The organism is Pseudomonas sp. MNR3A, from assembly GCF_009650575.1.
In the GTDB taxonomy this organism is placed as follows: Bacteria; Pseudomonadota; Gammaproteobacteria; order Pseudomonadales; family Pseudomonadaceae; genus Aquipseudomonas; species Aquipseudomonas machongensis.
The window spans coordinates 15,710-33,079 of record NZ_VZZS01000022.1; the positions used below are offsets into that span (position 1 = coordinate 15,710).

12 protein-coding genes and 1 pseudogene are annotated in these 17,370 nt (G+C 64.5%); 1 reads left to right on the plus strand and 12 read right to left on the minus strand.

From position 1 onward, the window contains the following. Positions 1–24: 24 nt before the first annotated feature. The 11 genes and pseudogenes from F6X62_RS16090 to F6X62_RS16135 form a co-directional block, all read right to left on the minus strand. On the minus strand, positions 25–1,449 hold the full coding sequence (locus F6X62_RS16090) for a gamma-aminobutyraldehyde dehydrogenase (protein ID WP_153774127.1): 1,425 nt from the start codon (positions 1,447–1,449) through the stop codon (positions 25–27). A 35-nt stretch (positions 1,450–1,484) separates the two neighbouring features. Next, on the minus strand, positions 1,485–2,291 hold the full coding sequence (locus tag F6X62_RS16095; RefSeq protein ID WP_063546171.1) for an ABC transporter permease: 807 nt from the start codon (positions 2,289–2,291) through the stop codon (positions 1,485–1,487). Continuing rightward, a complete protein-coding gene (locus F6X62_RS16100; protein WP_054895266.1) occupies positions 2,281–3,231 on the minus strand; it encodes an ABC transporter permease in 951 nt (316 codons plus the stop codon). The genes F6X62_RS16095 and F6X62_RS16100 overlap by 11 nt, the downstream gene beginning before the upstream one ends. A gap of 1 nt (position 3,232) precedes the next feature. Further along, positions 3,233–4,258 (minus strand): ABC transporter ATP-binding protein, encoded by a 1,026-nt coding sequence (locus F6X62_RS16105; RefSeq protein WP_153774128.1) that lies wholly within the window; start codon positions 4,256–4,258, stop codon positions 3,233–3,235. 228 nt (positions 4,259–4,486) lie between these two features. Then, the gene (ydcS, locus tag F6X62_RS16110) at positions 4,487–5,632 is read right to left on the minus strand and encodes a putative ABC transporter substrate-binding protein YdcS (RefSeq protein ID WP_054895268.1); all 1,146 of its coding nucleotides are present in this window, start codon (positions 5,630–5,632) and stop codon (positions 4,487–4,489) included. Between the two features lie 83 nt (positions 5,633–5,715). Next, the gene (locus tag F6X62_RS16115) at positions 5,716–7,173 is read right to left on the minus strand and encodes a gamma-aminobutyraldehyde dehydrogenase (protein ID WP_256674045.1); all 1,458 of its coding nucleotides are present in this window, start codon (positions 7,171–7,173) and stop codon (positions 5,716–5,718) included. 131 nt (positions 7,174–7,304) lie between these two features. Further along, entirely contained in the window at positions 7,305–8,216 is a 912-nt protein-coding gene (locus F6X62_RS16120) for a LysR family transcriptional regulator (RefSeq protein WP_153774130.1), read from the minus strand. 179 nt (positions 8,217–8,395) lie between these two features. After that, entirely contained in the window at positions 8,396–9,457 is a 1,062-nt protein-coding gene (locus tag F6X62_RS25675; protein ID WP_371926312.1) for a methyl-accepting chemotaxis protein, read from the minus strand. 66 nt (positions 9,458–9,523) lie between these two features. Further along, a pseudogene (locus F6X62_RS25680) lies at positions 9,524–10,060 on the minus strand (MCP four helix bundle domain-containing protein); the annotation flags it as partial. 95 nt (positions 10,061–10,155) lie between these two features. Continuing rightward, positions 10,156–11,679: an MFS transporter gene (locus F6X62_RS16130; RefSeq protein ID WP_153774132.1), complete on the minus strand. Its 1,524-nt coding sequence runs from the start codon at positions 11,677–11,679 to the stop codon at positions 10,156–10,158. Positions 11,680–11,937: 258 nt separating this feature from the next. Beyond that, positions 11,938–12,885 carry a LysR substrate-binding domain-containing protein gene (locus tag F6X62_RS16135; protein ID WP_153774133.1) on the minus strand — a complete coding sequence of 316 codons (948 nt, stop codon included), beginning with the start codon at positions 12,883–12,885 and terminating at the stop codon, positions 11,938–11,940. Positions 12,886–12,986: 101 nt separating this feature from the next. On the opposite strand from F6X62_RS16135, the gene F6X62_RS16140 reads away from it, so the two are divergent. Next, positions 12,987–14,201, plus strand: a complete 1,215-nt coding sequence (locus tag F6X62_RS16140; RefSeq protein WP_153774134.1) for a cation:dicarboxylate symporter family transporter — start codon at positions 12,987–12,989, stop codon at positions 14,199–14,201. A 93-nt stretch (positions 14,202–14,294) separates the two neighbouring features. Here F6X62_RS16140 and F6X62_RS16145 read toward each other — a convergent pair whose 3' ends face one another. Continuing rightward, entirely contained in the window at positions 14,295–17,201 is a 2,907-nt protein-coding gene (locus F6X62_RS16145; protein ID WP_178117558.1) for an RHS repeat-associated core domain-containing protein, read from the minus strand. Positions 17,202–17,370: the final 169 nt, after the last annotated feature.

Consider the following 17,370-nt stretch of genomic DNA (forward strand, 5'->3'; position numbering starts at 1 on the left):
GAACAGCGATGAACCCAACGCCGATCAGTGCTTGATCATCACATGCCGAATGGCCGTGTAATCCTCCAGCCCATACATCGACATGTCCTTGCCATACCCGGACAACTTCACCCCGCCATGGGGCATTTCGCTGACCAGCATGAAATGGGTGTTCACCCAGGTGCAGCCATACTGCAAGCGCGCCGCCAGGCGGTGTGCGCGACCAACGTCCTGGGTCCACACCGACGACGCCAGCCCATAGTCCGAGTCGTTGGCCCACTCCAGCGCCTGGGCCTCGTCGCTGAACTCGGTCACCGACACCACCGGCCCGAAGATCTCGCGCCGCACCACTTCATCGTCCTGCTGCGCGCCGGCCAATACCGTCGGTTCGAAGAAGAACCCCGCCCGGTCGGCTCGCTTGCCGCCAGTGGTGACCTGGATATGCGGCACCTGCCGCGCCCGCTCGACGAAACCGCTGACACGCTCCAGGTGCTGCTGGGTAATCAGCGGCCCCAGCTCGGTCTCGGGATCGTTCTGCTCGCCAATACGAATGCTCGCCACCGCAGCCGTGAGCTTGTCGACGAAGGCCTGGTATACACCCTTCTGCACATACAACCGGCAGGCCGCCGTGCAGTCCTGCCCGGCGTTGTAGAAGCCGAACGCACGGATACCTTCGACTGCGGCATCGATGTCGGCATCGTCGAAGATGATCACCGGCGCCTTGCCGCCCAACTCCATGTGCATGCGCTTCACGGTATCGGCAGTGCCGGCGATGATGCGGCTGCCGGTCGCCACGGAGCCTGTCAGCGAGACCATGCGCACCTTGGGATGGGTAGTCAGCGGCTCGCCCACGCTCGGGCCTCGGCCGAACACCAGGTTGACCACACCCGCCGGGAAGATGCCCGCGATCAACTCGCCCAGGCGCAGGGCTGTCAGTGGCGTCTGCTCGGACGGCTTGAGCACCACGGTATTGCCCGCCGCCAAGGCCGGGCCAAGCTTCCAGGCGGCCATCATCAACGGGTAGTTCCACGGCGCGATCGACGCCACCACACCCACCGGGTCGCGGCGGATCATCGAGGTGTGCCCCGGCAGGTACTCACCCGCCGCCGAGCCCTGCAGCACACGGCTGGCGCCGGCGAAGAAGCGGAACACATCGGCCACTGCCGGCAGTTCGTCGTTCAGCGCAGCCTGGTAGGGTTTGCCACAGTTGTTCGACTCCAGCCGCGCCAGTTCCTCGGCGTGCGCATCGATGGCATCGGCCAGCTTGAGCAACAGCAGCGAGCGATCCTTGGGGGCGGTCTGGGACCAGCCTTCGAACGCCGCATCGGCTGCACGCACGGCGATGTCGACCTGGGCCGGCGTGGCTTCGGCAATTTCCACCAGGGTGGTGCCGAGCGCCGGGTTGAGCACGGCGAGCGACTCGCCTTCACCGGCGACCAGTTGGCCGTTGATCAGCAGTTTGGTTTGCATGAAGCGCTCCTTTTCTCAGGTTCTTGTTCGCGTGTTCACTTGCCGCTGCCGGCAACGCCTTCGCCACCTTTGGTCAGGTAGTAGGCGCCCAGGATCGGCAGCATGGTCACCAGCATGACCAGCATCGCCACCACATTGGTCACCGGCACATCGCGCGGGCGACCGAGCTGGTTGAGCAGCCAGATCGGCAAGGTGCGTTCATGACCGGCGGTGAAGGTGGTGACGATGATTTCGTCGAACGACAGGGCGAACGCCAGCATGCCGCCAGCCAGCAGCGCCGAGCCGAGGTTGGGCAGGATCACGTAGCGGAAGGTCTGCCAGCCGTCGGCGCCCAGGTCCATCGAGGCTTCGATCAGGCTGTGCGAGGTGCGCCTGAAGCGGGCGATGACGTTGTTGTAGACGATCACCACGCAAAAGGTCGCGTGCCCGACGACGATGGTCATGAAGCCGGGCTCGATGCCCAGGGTCTTGAATGCCGACAGCAGCGCGATGCCGGTGATGATGCCGGGCAAGGCGATCGGCAGGATCAGCATCAGCGAGATGCTTTCCTTGCCGAAGAAATCACGCCGGTACAACGCAGCCGCGGCCAACGTGCCCAGCACCATGGCGATCAGCGTGGCCAGGGCAGCGATCTTCACCGACAGGGTCACGGCATCGAGCACGTCCTGGCGGGCGAAGGCGACGCTGAACCAGTGCAGGGTGAAGCCCTGCGGCGGAAAGCTGAACGCGGCCTCTTCGGTGTTGAAGGCGTACAGGAAGATGATCAGGATCGGGAAGTGCAGGAACACCAGCCCTCCCCAGGCCGCGAGCTTCAGGCCCCAGGACGCTTTTTCAGAGTGCATCGAAGGCCCCCAGGCGTTTGACGATGGACAGGTAGACGGCGATCAGCACGATCGGCACCAGGGTGAAGGCCGCAGCCATGGGCATATTGCCGATGGCGCCCTGCTGGGCGTAGACCATGCCGCCGATGAAGTAGCCCGGCGGCCCGACCAGCGACGGCACGATGAAGTCGCCGAGGGTGAGGCTGAAGGTGAAGATCGAGCCCGCGGCGATGCCGGGCACCGACAGCGGCAGGATCACCTGCATGAAGGTCTGGCGCGGTTGCGCCCCGAGGTCGGCCGAGGCCTGCAGCAGCGACGGCGGCAGGCGCTCCAGCGAGGCCTGGATCGGCAGGATCATGAACGGCAGCCAGATGTAGACGAACACCAGGAAGCGCCCCAGGTTCGAGGTCGACAAGGTGTTGCCGCCCACACCGGGCACGCCCAGCAGCAGGTTCAGCAACGGCTCCAGGCCCAGGTGCTGGACGAACCACATGGCCACCCCGCCCTTGGCCAGCAGCAGGGTCCAGGCATAGGCCTTGACGATGTAGCTGGCCCACATCGGCAGCATCACCGCGATGTAGAAGAACGCCTTGGTCTTGCCGCTGGTATAGCGCGCCATGTAGTAGGCGATGGGAAACGCCAGCGCAGCACTGGCGATGGACACCGCCACGGCCATCAGCACAGTGCGCTGGATGATGTCGAAGTTGGCCGGGGTGAACAGCGCGGCAAAGTTGGCCCAGGTCAGACTCGGCGTCACCGTCATGGTGAAATCGTCGAAGGTGTAGAAGCCCTGCCACAACAACGTCAGCAACGAGCCCAGGTAGATCGCGCCGAACCACAGCAGCGGCGGCACCAGCAGCAGCGACAGGTACAGCGTCGGCTTGCGGTACAGCAGGTTGGACAGCCCGCGCAGGGCGCCGTGGCGGACTACCGGCGCCGTGGCATCGAGGGTCAGGCTCATCTCACACGCCCTCGCTCAGCGCCACCATGGCCTCGCGCGCCCAGCGGGCGGTGACGCGCTGGCCCGGCTGGTGGCTGGCCGGGCCGTCGCCCCACTGGCTGTTGGCCTGGCTCAGGCTCAGGTGCTGGCCATTGTCCAGGCGGATCTCATAGCGCGTTGCGGCGCCCTGGTACTGGATATCGTGCAGCAGGCCGCTGACCTCCACGTCACTGGCTCCCCGTTCGCCCAAGGCGAAGCGAATGTGCTCGGGGCGAATGGAGAACGGCCGGGCATCACCAACCAGTTGGCTGGCGAGTTCGCCACGCAGCACGTTGGAGGTGCCGACGAATTCGGCGACAAAGGCGGTGGCCGGTTTCATGTACAGGTTGCGTGGGGTGTCGACCTGCTCGATGCGCCCTTTGTTGAATACCGCGACGCGGTCGGACATCGACAGCGCTTCGCTCTGGTCGTGGGTGACGAAGATGAAGGTAATGCCCAGTTGGCGTTGCAGGCGCTTGAGTTCGCCCTGCATCTGCTCGCGCAGCTTGAGGTCGAGCGCCCCCAGCGGCTCGTCGAGCAGCAGCACCCGCGGACGGTTGACCAGCGCGCGGGCCAGGGCCACGCGCTGGCGTTGCCCGCCGGAAAGCTGTACCGGCTTGCGCGTGCCATAGCCGCCGAGGGCGACCATCTCCAGCGCCTGCTCGGCACGCTGCAAGCGCTCGGTGCGGGCCACGCCCTTGACCTTCAGGCCATAGGCGACGTTGTCCAGCACGTTCATGTGCGGGAACAGCGCATAGTCCTGGAACACCGTGTTGACGTCACGCTGGTAGGGCGGCAGACCGGCGGCTTCGAAGCCATGGATGCGGATGGAGCCTGCGCTGGGCTGCTCGAAACCTGCGATCAGGCGCAGGCAGGTGGTCTTGCCCGAGCCCGAGGGGCCGAGCATGGAAAAGAATTCGCCGTCCTGGATGTCGATCGACACCTGGTCGACGGCCTTCACCTCGCCGAACTGACGGGAGACCTGGGTGAACTGGACGGCTGGGGGCATGGTGGAGGCTCCGGGGCTGGAAGTTAGCGGGGGCGGACCTTCGGGAGTGGCCTTTGTGGAGGTGGCATTTGTGAGAGCGGCTTCTGTGGGAGTGGCCTCTGTGGGAGCGGGCTTGCCCGCGAAAAGAACACTGCGGTGAATGGCACCGGCTTTGCCGGTGTTCGCGGGCAAGCCCGCTCCCACAGAGGCCACTCCCACAAAGGCCGCTCCCGGACACAACAACCGGCCCTAGCGCCCGCCCATGATCGCGATGTAGTCCTGGGTCCAGCGGCTATAGGGCACGAACTTGCCACCCTCGGCCTGCGGGGTCTTCCAGAAGGCGATCTTGTCGAACTGGTCGAAGCCGTTGGTCTTGCAGCCCTCGGCGCCCAGCAATTCGCTGGCCTTGCAGCCCTGCGGCACCGCTGGCAGCGAACCGAACCAGGCCGCCACGTCACCCTGCACCTTGTCCTGCAGCGACCAGTCCATCCACTTGTAGGCGCAGTTGGGATGCTTGGCCTCGACATGCAGCATGGTGGTGTCAGCCCACCCGGTGACGCCCTCCTTCGGGAATACCGTGGCGATCGGCTGGCCCTCGGCCTTGAGCGCGTTGGCCTGGTAAGGCCAGGCACTGGACGCGGCGACGCCTTCGTTCTTGAAGTCGCTCATCTGCACCGTGGTGTCGTGCCAGTAACGGTGGATCAAGGCGTGCTGCTTGCGCAGCAGGTCGAGCACGGCGGCGTACTGCTTTTCATCGAGTTGGTACGGGTCGCTGATGCCCAGCGCCGGCTGGGTCGCCTTGAGGTAGAGCGCGGCGTCAGCAATGTAGATCGGGCCGTCGTAGGCCTGCACACGGCCCTTGTTCGGCTTGCCATCGGGCAGGTTCTCGGCCTCGAATACGGCTTTCCAGCTATCCGGTGCGGCGGGGAACACCTTGGTGTTGTACATCAGCAGGTTCGGGCCCCACTGGTAGGGCGTGCCGTAGGTCTTGCCATCGACGGTGTACCAGGGGGCGTCGTGCAGGCGCGGGTCGAGGTTCTTCCAGTTGGGGATCAGTTTCGGGTCGATCGGCTGTACACGCTTGCCATAGATCAACCGCAGCGAGGCATCGCCCGAAGCGGTGACCAGGTCGTAGCCACCCTTGGCCATCAGGCTGACCATCTCGTCGGAGGTGGCAGCGGTCTTGACGTTGACCTTGCAACCCGTGTCCTGCTCGAACTTGCTGACCCAGTCATAGGCCTTGTCCGACTCGCCACGTTCGATATAACCCGGCCAGGCGACGATATCGAGCTGGCCCTCGCCCTTGCCGACTTCCTTCAGGGCTTCGGCGGCCTGGAGGCTGCCACTGGCCAGGAGCGCGGTGGCGAGCCCGCTGAGCAACGCTGTCTTGTACATCGTTCATCTCCCAAATTGTTCTTTCTATTGTCGGGGCAGTATCAAGCGAACAACGTCCCTGGCGGCGCCAGCGGATTCTTGTGTCAGTCGAGCAGCTCGCCGTGACGCGCCATGATGTGGCGCACCACGCTGTAGTCCTGCAGCGAGTCGCTGGACAGGTCCTTGCCATAGCCGGAGCGCTTGAGCCCGCCATGGGGCATCTCGCTGGCCAGCATGAAATGGGTGTTGATCCAGGTGCAGCCGTATTGCAGGCGGTTGGCGATCTGGAAGGCCTTGTCGAGGTTCTGCGTCCACACCGAGGAGGCCAGGCCGTATTCGGAGTCGTTGGCCCAGTCCAGCGCCTGGGACAGGTGTTCGAAGCGGGTCACGGTGACCACCGGCCCGAACACCTCGCGCTGGACGATCTCGTCCTGCTGGCGGCAGCCGGCCAGCAGCGTAGGCTGGTAGTAGAAGCCGGGGCCCGAATGCACCGCGGCACCGGTCACCCGCTCGATGTGCGGCTGGCCCAGGGCGCGCTCGACGAAGCTGGCCACGCGGTCGCGCTGGCGGGCGCTGATCAGTGGGCCGATCTCGTTGTCGGCGTCTTTCTTGCGGGCGAAGCGGATATTGCCCACCGCGTCGCCCAGTGCGGCCACCAGCCGGTCGTGGATGCCAGCCTGGGCGTAGATGCGGCAGGCGGCGGTGCAGTCTTGCCCGGCGTTGTAGTAACCATGGGTGCGAATGCCCTGCACCACGGCCTCCAGGTCGGCATCGTCGCAGACGATCACCGGGGCCTTGCCGCCGAGTTCCAGGTGGGTGCGCTTGAGCGTGCGCGAAGCGGCCTGGAGGATCTTCTGGCCGGTGACGATATCGCCGGTCAGCGACACCATGCGCACCTTGGGGTGGCCGACCAGATGGCTGCCGACCGCCTCGCCACCACCGCAGACGATGTTCAGCACGCCCGCCGGCAGGATATCGGCCAGCAGCGGCGCCAGGGCCAGAATCGACAGCGGCGTGTGTTCGGACGGCTTGAACACCAGGGTGTTGCCTGCGGCCAGGGCTGGGGCGATCTTCCACGCCGCCATCATCAGTGGGTAGTTCCACGGCGCGATCGACGCCACCACGCCAACCGGGTCGCGGCGCACCATGCTGGTGTGCCCGGCGACGTACTCGCCAGTGAGCTGACCCTGCTGACAGCGCACGGCCCCGGCAAAGAAACGGAACACATCGGCAGTGGCGGGAATATCGTCCTGGCGCGCCAGCTGCAAGGGCTTGCCGCAGTTCAGCGCCTCGAGACGGGCGAGCAGGTCGGCATTGGCGTCGATGGCGTCGGCAATGGCGAGCAAGGTGGCAGCGCGTTGCGCAGGGGTCGTGCGCGACCAGCCGGCAAAGGCGCGCTGGGCCGCCTGTACCGCGCGCTCAAGTTGTTCGAGGGAGGCTTCGCCGACATTCAGCAGCAACTCGCCGGTCGCCGGGTTGACGATGGGCTCGACCAGCCCTTCCCCGGCAACCAGGTGGCCATCGATCAACTGCGCGCTGTACAGCGGAAGACTGGTGGGCATTTTCGGACTTCTTCTTTTTTTCGTGTCGTCGTGCATGGCGCCTCCGCTGTGGGTCGGGCGCGTCCACTAGAAACGAGACTAGGGCCCGACAGGCAGCTTCACAAATTCTAAATATAGAAAGTCTCGTTCGGTTAAATCGATACCTTGCGCTGGCTGCCCTGCCCCCTGGCCAATGTCAGGAACGGGTCCACCAGCGGCGTGCGCGCCGTGCCTCGGCGCCAGGCCAGGCCCACGTCGAGGGTCTCGTTGAGGTCGGCCAGCGGGCGGGCTTCGATGATGTCGCCTTCCAGCGACCACGGGCGGTAGGTCATGTCGGCCTGGATCGACAGCCCGAGGCCCGCCGCCACCAGGCTGCGCACCGCTTCCACCGACGCGGTGCGCAAGGTGACCTTGGGCGTAAGCCCGGCACGGCTCCAGATGCGCTGGGTGTGCAGGCCCATTTCATCGGCGTTGAGCTGGATCAGCGGCTCGCCCGCGACATCAGCCAGGCTGATGCTGTCGCGCTCGAGCAACGGATGGCGCGGCGGCAGCCACAGGCGGTGTGGCGAGTGGGTGAGCACTTCGGTCTGCAGGGCGTGGCGATCTTCGAGGTTGGACAGGATCAGCACGCCGACATCGATCTCGCCGGCCACCAGCAGGTGCTCGATGTAGGGGCGTTCGTCCTCCACCACGCGGGTTTGGACGTTGGGATAGGCGTGCTGGAAGCGGGTGATCAGGTCGGCTAGGTAATAGCCGGCGACCAGGCTGGTGACGCCGATGGTGAGCAGGCCATCGACCTGGTCGGTGCTCTGCTGCAGGCTGCGCTTGGCGTTTTCCACGGTGGCCAGGATCAGGTGCGCCTGGCGCAGGAACTGGTGGCCCTGGTGAGTCAGGCTCATGCCCTTGGCATGGCGGGTGAACAGGGTCACGCCGATCTCGTCTTCCAGTTGCTGGATCGCCTGGGTGAGGGTCGACTGGGAGATGAACACCGCCTGCGCGGCGGCGGAGATCGAGCCGGTTTCGGCGACGGCGATGAAGTGGCGAATCTGGCGCAGGGTCATCATGCGGAAAAACACCTGTTGTTTTTTCGCAGTATGGTTTATCGAAGGGGTGGTTGAGCGTTCTTTTTTATCGAACAGGGTTTAGGGCTGTGTTGGCCTTTTCGCGGGTAAACCCGCTCCCACAGGAGGTCACAATCCCTGTAGGAGCGGGTTTACCCGCGAAGAGGCCGGGCCTGCAGGGACTACCCGGCAGTCTTGAAGAAGCCCATCCGGCTGCCCAGCGCATCCGCCAGCTCCAGCAGCTCCTGGCTGTCCCCGGCCAGGCGCGTGGAACCTGCGTGGGCATCACGCGAGGAGGCGTGGATGCGATTGATGTCCTGGCTGAGCATGCTCGCCGCCACATCCTGCTGCGACGAAGCCGCGGCGATCTGGTTGTTCATCTGGCTGATCGCTGCCACCTCGCGACGGATCTCGTTCAGCGAACGCTGTGCGACCTGGGTACGCTCCACCGTGCCCTGCGCCAGCTCGCGGCTGTCGCCGACGATCTGCGCAGTCTTGCCGGCACCCTCCTGCAGCTTGCCGATCATGCCGCGGATCTCGCGAGTCGACTCCTGGGTGCGGTTGGCCAGCGAGCGCACCTCGTCGGCGACCACCGCGAAGCCCCGGCCGAACTCGCCGGCACGCGCCGCTTCGATCGCGGCATTGAGCGCCAGCAGGTTGGTGCGCTCGGCGATGGAGTTGATCACCTCGATGATGCTCTCGATGGCCTGGCTGTCAGAGGCGACCTGCAACACCGCCTCGGTGGCCGACTCCAGCACCTGAGCCAGTTCGTGCATGGAGCTGGCGGTGCCTTCGACTACGGTCTTGCCAGCATCCACTTCCTGGTCGGCTGCCTCGGAGGCCCGTGCGGCCGCGGCGGCGTAACCGGCGATCTCGTTGATCGCGGCCACCAGTTGCGACACGGCGCTGGCCATGTGCTGAGTATCGTCGCTCTGCTGCTGCATGCGCCCCTGGTTGGCGGCAGCGCCCTGGCTCATGCGGCTGGACGAGGCGACCAGGTCGGTCGCCACCTGGTTGACCTGGGCGATGATCTCGGTGAGGTGACGGTTGGTGGTGCCCAGCGCGCCCATCACGCTGTCCGGATGCTGGCTGCGTACGCTCTGGTCGATCTCGCCACGGGCCAGGCCACGCAGCAGTTGCGCCACTTCCTCGGGCTCGGCGCCCAGGGTCGAGCGAATGCTGCGGATGATCAGCAGCGAGGCGGCGACGCTGAGCAGCGCAGCCAGGGCCGCGGCCCAGAGCATCAAACCGGCAAAGCCCGAAGCGCTGTCACGCACGATGCCGATGTCGCGCACTACATCCTTTTCCTGCAGGTCGATGAAGGCGTTGATACTGCGCAGCCATTCCTTGTACGCCGGCGCGACCTGGGCCAGCAACAGCGCCTGAGCCTGCTCGAAATCGCCCTTGTGGCGAAGCTCCAGCAACTGCGCGGTGGCGGCCTGGGCGGTACGCTCGATACCCTGGATCTGCTGCTGCAGGCGTTGCTCGTCAGCACCAGCCTTGGGCTCGCCGAGCATCTTGGCCAGCGGCACGGCGGAGGTCTGGTAGAAGTCGTCCAGGCGCTTGATGTCCTGGAGGAAGCCCGAAAGCTGGCCATCATCGTGGGTCAGCACGGCATCGCGGATGGCGATGGCGCGGTCATGCACGCTGCCGCGCAGGTTGATCGCATAGCGCTGCTTGACCGTGGTGTTGCTGCTGACCTCGGTGAGCAACGCGTCGATCCCGCCCACCCGATGCACGCCGATGGCGGTGATGACCAGCATCAACCCAACGACCAATGCAAACCCCAGCGCCAACCTCATGGTGATGCTGATTCCTCTGAACATGGTGTCCTCCCCCGAGTGCATAAAAGCTTTTTGCCATCATTTTTTGCATGCTTTATACCCAGAGAATGTGAAGCCTTCTAATCGCGTTGATTGATAACGACCATGAAATTAAATCATCAGGTCGGCTGCGTGACTGGCACGGGAAGTGGCCGGTTCAGCAGCAGCCCGACCACCACGGCGAACACCAGCGCGGCCACCCCGGCACTGGTCAGCACCGCTTCGAAACCGCCGACGAAGGCTTGGCGTGCCAGCGGCGCGAGGGTGTCGCGCAGACTCGGATCGACCACTGCCAGCGCCGCCGGCAGATCGCCCGCCGCGACCCGGGTCGCCATGTCGCCGACCTTGTCCAGTTGCGCCGGCGCCACGCCCGCCACCGCCTCACGCAACAACTGCCCACTGCGGCTTGCCAGAATCCCGCCCAGCACACCGATGGCCAGCACGATCGCGCCGAAGCGTGTGGTGGTGCTCAAGCCCGAGGCCATGCCGGTACGCTCGCGCGGTACGCAGGCCATGATGTTCTTCTGCGTATCGCCGTTGAGCAGCCCGGCCCCGGCGCCAAGCACCAGGCTGGCCAGGGCGAAGCGGGTATAACCGCCGTACGCGGCTGCGGCCGAACACAAGAGGTTGCCCAGCCCCACCAGCAGCAAGCCCAGGGCGAACACGCGCGCCGAACCGAGCCGTGCCGACAGGCGCATGCCCAGGCGGGGTGTCAGCAGCATCGCCAGGGCGAACGGCAGCATGCCTGCACCTGCGGCCAGCGCTGGCAGTTGCAGGCCGTTCTGGAGGTACAGCGGCAGCAAGGTCATCATCACCTGGGCGCAGGCGGCATAGGCGAACATGCCGAGCAGAGCGCCGATGAAGCGCCCGCTGCGCATCAGTTGCAGGTCGATCATCGGCCGCGACTGGTTGCGCTCGACCAGCACGAAGAGGAAGAACAGGAACGCCGCGATCACCAGGCGCCCGAGGGTGGGGGCGCTGTCCCAGCCGACGCGGTTGGCATCGATCAGCGCCCAGATCAGGTAGCCCAGCGCGCCGGCGAAGGTCAGGCTGCCGAATGGGTCAAGGCGCGCGGCGGCGCTGTCGCGCGACTCCTCGACACTGCGCCGGACCATGAACGCCAGCACCCCCACCAGCGGCAGGTTGATGTAGAAGATCCAGCGCCAACCCAAGGTGCTGGCGATCAGGCCGCCAAGCAGCGGTGCGAAGGTGATGGTCGCGCCCATGCACGCGCCCCAGAACGCCCAGGCGCGCAGGCGCTCCTCGGGTTCGTGGAAGCGGTGACCGATGGCCGCCAGCGCGGCGGTGAGCAGCAGCGCCGCACCAAGGCCCTTGGCGGCCCGGGCCAGGTCGAGAAACATCAGTGTCGGCGCGGCGCCGCAGGCCAGCGAGGCCAGGCCGAACAGGCCCAGCCCCAGTTGCAGCATGCGCCGTCGGCCGAAACGATCGGCCAGGCTGCCGGCCGGTAGCAGGGCTGCGGCGAAGGCCAGCAGGTAGGCGCTGACCACCCATTCGATGTCGGCGAACGAGCCGGACAGGTCACGGGCGATGCTGGGCAGGCTGACCGCGACGATATTGGTGTCGAGGATGATCAGTGCGCACACCGCCGAGGCGGTGAACAGGGTGAAGCGGGCGGATGACATGGTGAGGCTCCCGAAGGGGGGGGTGATCTTCAGGGCCTCATCGCGGGACAAGTCGCAGCGGCGAACCGCCGCTCCCACAGGTGTTCCGCAGGTTTCGGAGTCGTCGGGGCACCTGTGGGAGCGGGCTTGTCCCGCGATGAGGCCGGAACAGCCACCACAAGCCTGTCGGCCAAAATCGTTTCGCCGCAGGCTTTGCAGTGTTGCTACCACCCTACCCTCCCAGCGCCCAGCCCTTGTTAGCCAGGCGCCGCGTTGTCATTAGCCTGAAGCTAACGCACCACCACCGGCCTCCCGTCGTTCACGGCGCAACTCGCTGCCCAGCTCCCGCGCCAACGCCACAAAATTCACCGCCTGCGGCGACGGGTTGTCCTGCCGGCACAGCAGGGTAATCGGCGCCGCCAGCCGGGGCCGGGCATCGCGAATCGGCCGGTAGGCCACGCTGTGCTCGTGAAAGCCGCGCATCGAGGTCGGCACCACCGACACCCCAGCCCCTGCGGCCACCAGGCTGACGTTGGTCAGCATGCGCTCGACCTCGAACGCCACCTTCGGCTCGAACCCGGCATTGCGACACGCCTGCAGCAAATTGGCGTACATCCCCGGCGCCCCCGGGCGGCGCACCAGGATGAACGGCTCGTCGGCCAGGTCCTTGAGCGCAATGGCCGCACCGCTGTCGAGCAGGCGATGGCCAACCGGCAGGGTCAGCACCAGTTCTTCGTTGAGCAACCGGTGATAGGCGATGCCGCGTGGGCGGTCGACCGGCGCGCGAAGGATGCCGATATCGACACTGTCGTCGCTCACCTCGTCGGTCAGTTCGCGGGCGTTGCCTTCGTGCAAGGCGATATCGACGTCCGGGTACAGGTCGCGGTAGCGCCGGATGATGCGGGGGATCAATGGATGGGACGCCGCCGAGCTGGTGAAGCCGACCTTGAGGTTGCCTTCGATGCCCTTGGCCGTGCGCGCCGCCTTCTGCGCACCGTTCTCGACCCGTTGCAGGATGTCTAGGGCCTCTTGAAGGAAGACCTCGCCGCCAGCGGTAAGGTCGACACCCTTGGCATGGCGGATGAACAGGTCGAAGCCCAGCTCCTGTTCCAGTGCGCGGATCTGCTGGCTGAGTGGCGGTTGCTGCATGTTCAGCCGCGCGGCGGCACGGGTGAAGTGCTTTTCCTGGGCGACCATGACGAAGTAACGAAGGTGACGAAGTTCCATGCAGGCTCCGGGGACGGGTGGCGAGGAGCATTGTGGCGCATGCGCAGTCCTCGCACCATTCACGCTAGAATCGGCAAACCGGAAAAAAACAAAAACTGCCGATGATCCGCAATCGCTCTCGTTCAGACCTTGCCCTGCTCCTGCTCGCACTGCTGGCCGGTGCGCTGCTGGGTGTCTGGCAGCCGGACCTGGCGGTGCAGATGAAGCCGCTCAGTGACCTGTTCATTTCCATCATCGGCGTCTGTGCCCCGGTGGTGATGTTCATCCTGGTCTGCTCCAGCACCGCCGCCCTGAGTGACTACCGCGCCACCGCCCGCCTCGGCCTCAAGGCCATGGCTTACTGGCAACTGATGTCGTTGCTTTCGCTGCTGATTGGACTGGCGGTGGCTTTGCTGCTGCGCCCTGGCGCAGGGTTGGAAAGCTCCAGCCATGTGTGGTCGGTGCCGCTGCTGGCCGGCGACGGTCCGATGCTCTCGCGCCTGCCGACCCTGCTGCTCGACTCGCTGGAAGAAAGCCCGATCCTCAAGGTGCTGCTGGCCGCACTGGTGTGTGGCCTGCTGTTGGGGCGCAGCGGCGAAACCGGCCGACGCCTGACCCGCCAGCTCGACCGGACCATGGCCTGGATGTTCCGCATCATGCGCCTGATCGTCAGCTTCGCGCCGCTGGCCGCGTTTGGTGCCATCGCCTTCATCATCGGCAAGTACGGCCTGGACGCCGCCATTCCCCTGGCCAAGTTCGTCGTTGCTGCCTACGCCGCGTGCCTGGCCTACCTGCTGCTGGTGCCGCTGCTGGTGATGCGTCTGCTCGGCTGTCGCCTGGCGAGGCTGGTGGGCTACATCAAGGAAGAATTGCTGCTGGTGATCTCGACCGGCTCGTCGGTGGCCGCCCTGCCGCGCCTGGTAGAAAAGCTCGAAGCGGCGGGTTGCGACAGCCAGACCCTGCGCCTGACCCTCACTGCCGGCTACAGCTTCAACCTCAATGGCTCGAGCCTGTACCTGATCGTCGCGGTGCTGTTTCTCGCACAGCTTGGGCATATCGACCTGACTCCCTCGCTGCTGGCGACCATCGTGCTGGTCAGCCTGTTCACCTCGCTCGGCTCGACCAGCGTGGCCGGCTCGGCCTTCGTCACCCTGGCTGCGACCCTGAGCGTGCTGGACATCGTGCCGCTGGAGAGCATCGGTTTGCTGATTGGCGTGGAGCGGCTGATGAAATGCCGGTCGGTGACCAATGTGGTGGGCAATTGCGTGGCGTGCCTGGCGATTGCCTGGTGGCACGGGAAGGTGGATCGAGGGCGGTTGCGCGAGGTGTTGGGTTAGTCGCTACTGAGCCTGGCCCCGCCCACGAAAATCACAGGCCAGTCATATCAACCGCACTCTGTGTTGCAGTAACTCCCGAGCGCTCTACATTGATCAGTAGCTCTTCCACTGCTGCTTGACCTGGGAGCGTCGCTGGATAGCCCCTCCCTTACCGAGCGAGCGGTAAAAATGACCGTCTTGGCTTTTGCTAATCCCTCTACCGTGATAACCACTCACAGTCAGCCTGGAGTACCCTTTACCGCGCATCTCGTTGCTCAGCGACTCAGCAGGTGGGTAGATCTTTCCTGGCTTGCCGGGCCCTCCCGCACTCTCGTCATGTTTCGGCTGACGCGCCTGCTCCAAACTATCCTTTTCAAATGACGAAGGCTCAATCACATCTGCACTATTACAAGGCACTAGACGGATATCTTCATAGTTCAAGTTCAATCCGCCTCCGGAAAACTCCTGAGCCAGTCTCTTCATGGACATGCCTTTGTTGTTTTCGCCGTTTGAAGCAGCGTAAACACGACTAATACCCGGCCCGCCATGCCCCACGACATATAACTTTGTACGTACAGGGTCCAGTTCGCTAAATAACTTCGATCCGCGGTCGGCCATCAGGTATTTTATTGCTTCCAGTTGCCCGTTTCGAGCGATGATATTCCGACTGTATAGATCAAAATATTGACGTTCTTTAGCGGTCAACGAACGCTTGCTCTTTAACCGTTCGATCTGTCCCTGAGTTCTTTCATTGAGTTCCTCAAGCTGCTGGGCTTCATTTTTCAGCAATTTTTTGAAGGTCTCGCGTTCTTGGTCATTCTCGAATGCCATTGATCGAATGCTCTTTCCCAGCTGTATGCGTTTGGCGTTCTCAACGGCCACAATTTTCGCTGCATCTCCGCGCGAAAAAGGCGTGTAAATGTATCCTGTCCTCCCCTCTCGCCCCTCCGGGTCATGCAGCGTGATCGGGTTATTCCCGACCATCCGGTACAGATTCAAACCATCCACCGCTTTCCCTTCATCATCCAGCGTATCGGCACTCAACCAACGTCCCGCCCAAGGCAGGTAATAGCGACTTCCGTAATAATACAAGCCCGTCGCATCCCGCTCTTTTCCCGAATAACGGATCGTCTTCAAACCCGCCTCGAGCCGGCTGCGCGCCGCCCAAACCGCCGTGCCGCCATAGGGGTAGTACTCCTCTTGGCTGATCACGTCACCTCGCCCATCCACTTCCAGGCCGCTGCTACCGATCAGGTCGTGATAGCTGTAACGCAGTTGATCATTCTCGATCTCAGCTGGCTTGCCGCTCGACCAGTGCAATACCCGCACCTCGGCACCGCCACCAGCGGCCACAGTGATCACCTGCAGTTGCTCGACCTCCGCCTGGGCAACCGACTTGCTGCGCAACTCAAGGCCATCCAGATACACCACTCGCTCTGCGCGCGGGGTTGCACAGGCCTGCTGTGTGACTTTCAACAGGCGCATGCCATTCGCCGCATAGCGGTACCACTCGCAATCATCCGCGCCTTCGTCACGCTGAATCGGCGAAACCCGAGACAGCTCACCGCGCGCAGTCCACTGTAACGGTTGGCCGGGAAGCAGCGCACACGGGTGGCCGCCAGCGTCGAACAGTGCATCCACCTCGCCGGGCAGCAGTCCTGGCTGAGCCAGCACTGCGCGGTTACTTCGGTCAGAAACGGTAAGTTGCACACTGTAGCCATTGCCGGAGGCAGGCGCGCGATGGTGTATATGCGTCAGGTTGTTGCCGCTGTCGTAGCGGTAATCACGGGTGTAGCGGCTGTAGACCCTCGCATCGACCGGTACGGCAGGTTCGGGCAGCCGAGTGCCGTGCCGAGCAGCACCTGCCATTTCCCGGCCACTGGCCTCGACCAATTGATACAGGCTGTCGTAGACGTAGGTGCCCTCGGCCATGACTTTCTGGTTGCGCCAGTAGCGTGCGGCCTCGGCCTCGTTGCGCACACGCAGCACATTGCCCACTGGGTCATGGCTGTAACGCAGGTGCTGCAGGGTACGAGCACCGGAAGGAGAAGTGGCCGGACGCTGCACCAGAATCCCCGTCAGGCGCAGGCTGCGGGGATCGAATGTGAACCTGGTGCTGATGCCGTTGCCATGCGCTTCATGCAGCTTGTGTTCGCCAGCCGAGTAGTGCAACGCCGCGACAATCGGCTGCTCAGGTCTGCCTTGCAGCGTGAGCCAGCTGCCCAGTAAATGCCCGGCCAAGTCATACGCCAGACGCTGCCTGTGGCCGCAGGCATCTGTCGCACTCACGGGAAGGCCTGTCGCGTCCCGCGTCGTGTGGCTGACATAAGCCTGGCCCGGCGGCGCCAGCAGCACCTCCCACACCGAGGCGTCTTCGCCCTGCCAGTCGGCCTGTGCGTTTGCATCATCCGCGAATGCCAGCAAGCGTCGACGAGAAACCAGGGGGTCGCCCGTCAACGCGACCTCGTCCAACTGCAACAATCCAGCCGGGTCGTAGTGACGGTTGCATAGCCCCGCCAGGTTGCGGTCTCTACTGTCCTGGGTTGGCTCTGCATAAGTCAGCCGTTCGCTGCAACGCACGGCCCCCGCAATGATCTGCTCGGTGACGCCCAGCAGACGGCCGGGCAGATTCGCAGGCTCGTAATGAAAGCGGTCCACCACCGCCTCGCCAACACCTTCGTCACCCCGTTCGCCCAGCCGGATCCGACTCAGCGCCAACAGCGGTCGGCCTTGCACATCATTCAGGCGCAGGCAAATACCGGCGTCGACACTCTGGGTGCGCACAATGACACCGCCCAACGAGGACTGCCACGCGAAGTTCACCCGCCCCTCGGCATGCAGGCGCGGATCACGACTTTCGCTGATACGGCTGACGGCATCATGCCTGTGACGGGTGATACGCCAGGCCAAGGCCTGCGCCAGCGTCGGATGGCGATAGCCAGCGATATCGCGTACATCCAAACCGCGACTATCGATCACCCGGCCCCCAGGAGTACCTGCGTGCACCACTGGCGCATCCATGTTGCCCACCATTATCTGTGATGCGGGAAATACGAGCCGCCTTGAGCCATGCTTCGCAAGCTGTTCGGTGATATTAGAGACGCCTCACTGTCCGCGAAACTGACAGATTTATCAGGTGATGGGTCAACAAGCGGGCCGGTCAGCAACCCTCCCAGTGGGAGCAGGCCTG

Excerpts from the sequence above, each read along its gene's own strand:
- F6X62_RS16120 (WP_153774130.1), bottom strand. The coding sequence starts at position 8,216 with ATGATGACCCTGCGCCAGATTCGCCACTTCATCGCCGTCGCCGAAACC.
- F6X62_RS16090 (WP_153774127.1), bottom strand. The coding sequence starts at position 1,449 with ATGCAAACCAAACTGCTGATCAACGGCCAACTGGTCGCCGGTGAAGGC.
- F6X62_RS16140 (WP_153774134.1), top strand. The coding sequence starts at position 12,987 with ATGATCCGCAATCGCTCTCGTTCAGACCTTGCCCTGCTCCTGCTCGCA.
- F6X62_RS16130 (WP_153774132.1), bottom strand. The coding sequence starts at position 11,679 with ATGTCATCCGCCCGCTTCACCCTGTTCACCGCCTCGGCGGTGTGCGCA.
- ydcS (WP_054895268.1), bottom strand. The coding sequence starts at position 5,632 with ATGTACAAGACAGCGTTGCTCAGCGGGCTCGCCACCGCGCTCCTGGCC.
- F6X62_RS16105 (WP_153774128.1), bottom strand. The coding sequence starts at position 4,258 with ATGCCCCCAGCCGTCCAGTTCACCCAGGTCTCCCGTCAGTTCGGCGAG.
- F6X62_RS16100 (WP_054895266.1), bottom strand. The coding sequence starts at position 3,231 with ATGAGCCTGACCCTCGATGCCACGGCGCCGGTAGTCCGCCACGGCGCC.
- F6X62_RS16095 (WP_063546171.1), bottom strand. The coding sequence starts at position 2,291 with ATGCACTCTGAAAAAGCGTCCTGGGGCCTGAAGCTCGCGGCCTGGGGA.
- F6X62_RS25675 (WP_371926312.1), bottom strand. The coding sequence starts at position 9,457 with ATGCTCTGGGCCGCGGCCCTGGCTGCGCTGCTCAGCGTCGCCGCCTCG.
- F6X62_RS16145 (WP_178117558.1), bottom strand. The coding sequence starts at position 17,201 with ATGGATGCGCCAGTGGTGCACGCAGGTACTCCTGGGGGCCGGGTGATC.
- F6X62_RS16115 (WP_256674045.1), bottom strand. The coding sequence starts at position 7,173 with ATGCCCACCAGTCTTCCGCTGTACAGCGCGCAGTTGATCGATGGCCAC.
- F6X62_RS16135 (WP_153774133.1), bottom strand. The coding sequence starts at position 12,885 with ATGGAACTTCGTCACCTTCGTTACTTCGTCATGGTCGCCCAGGAAAAG.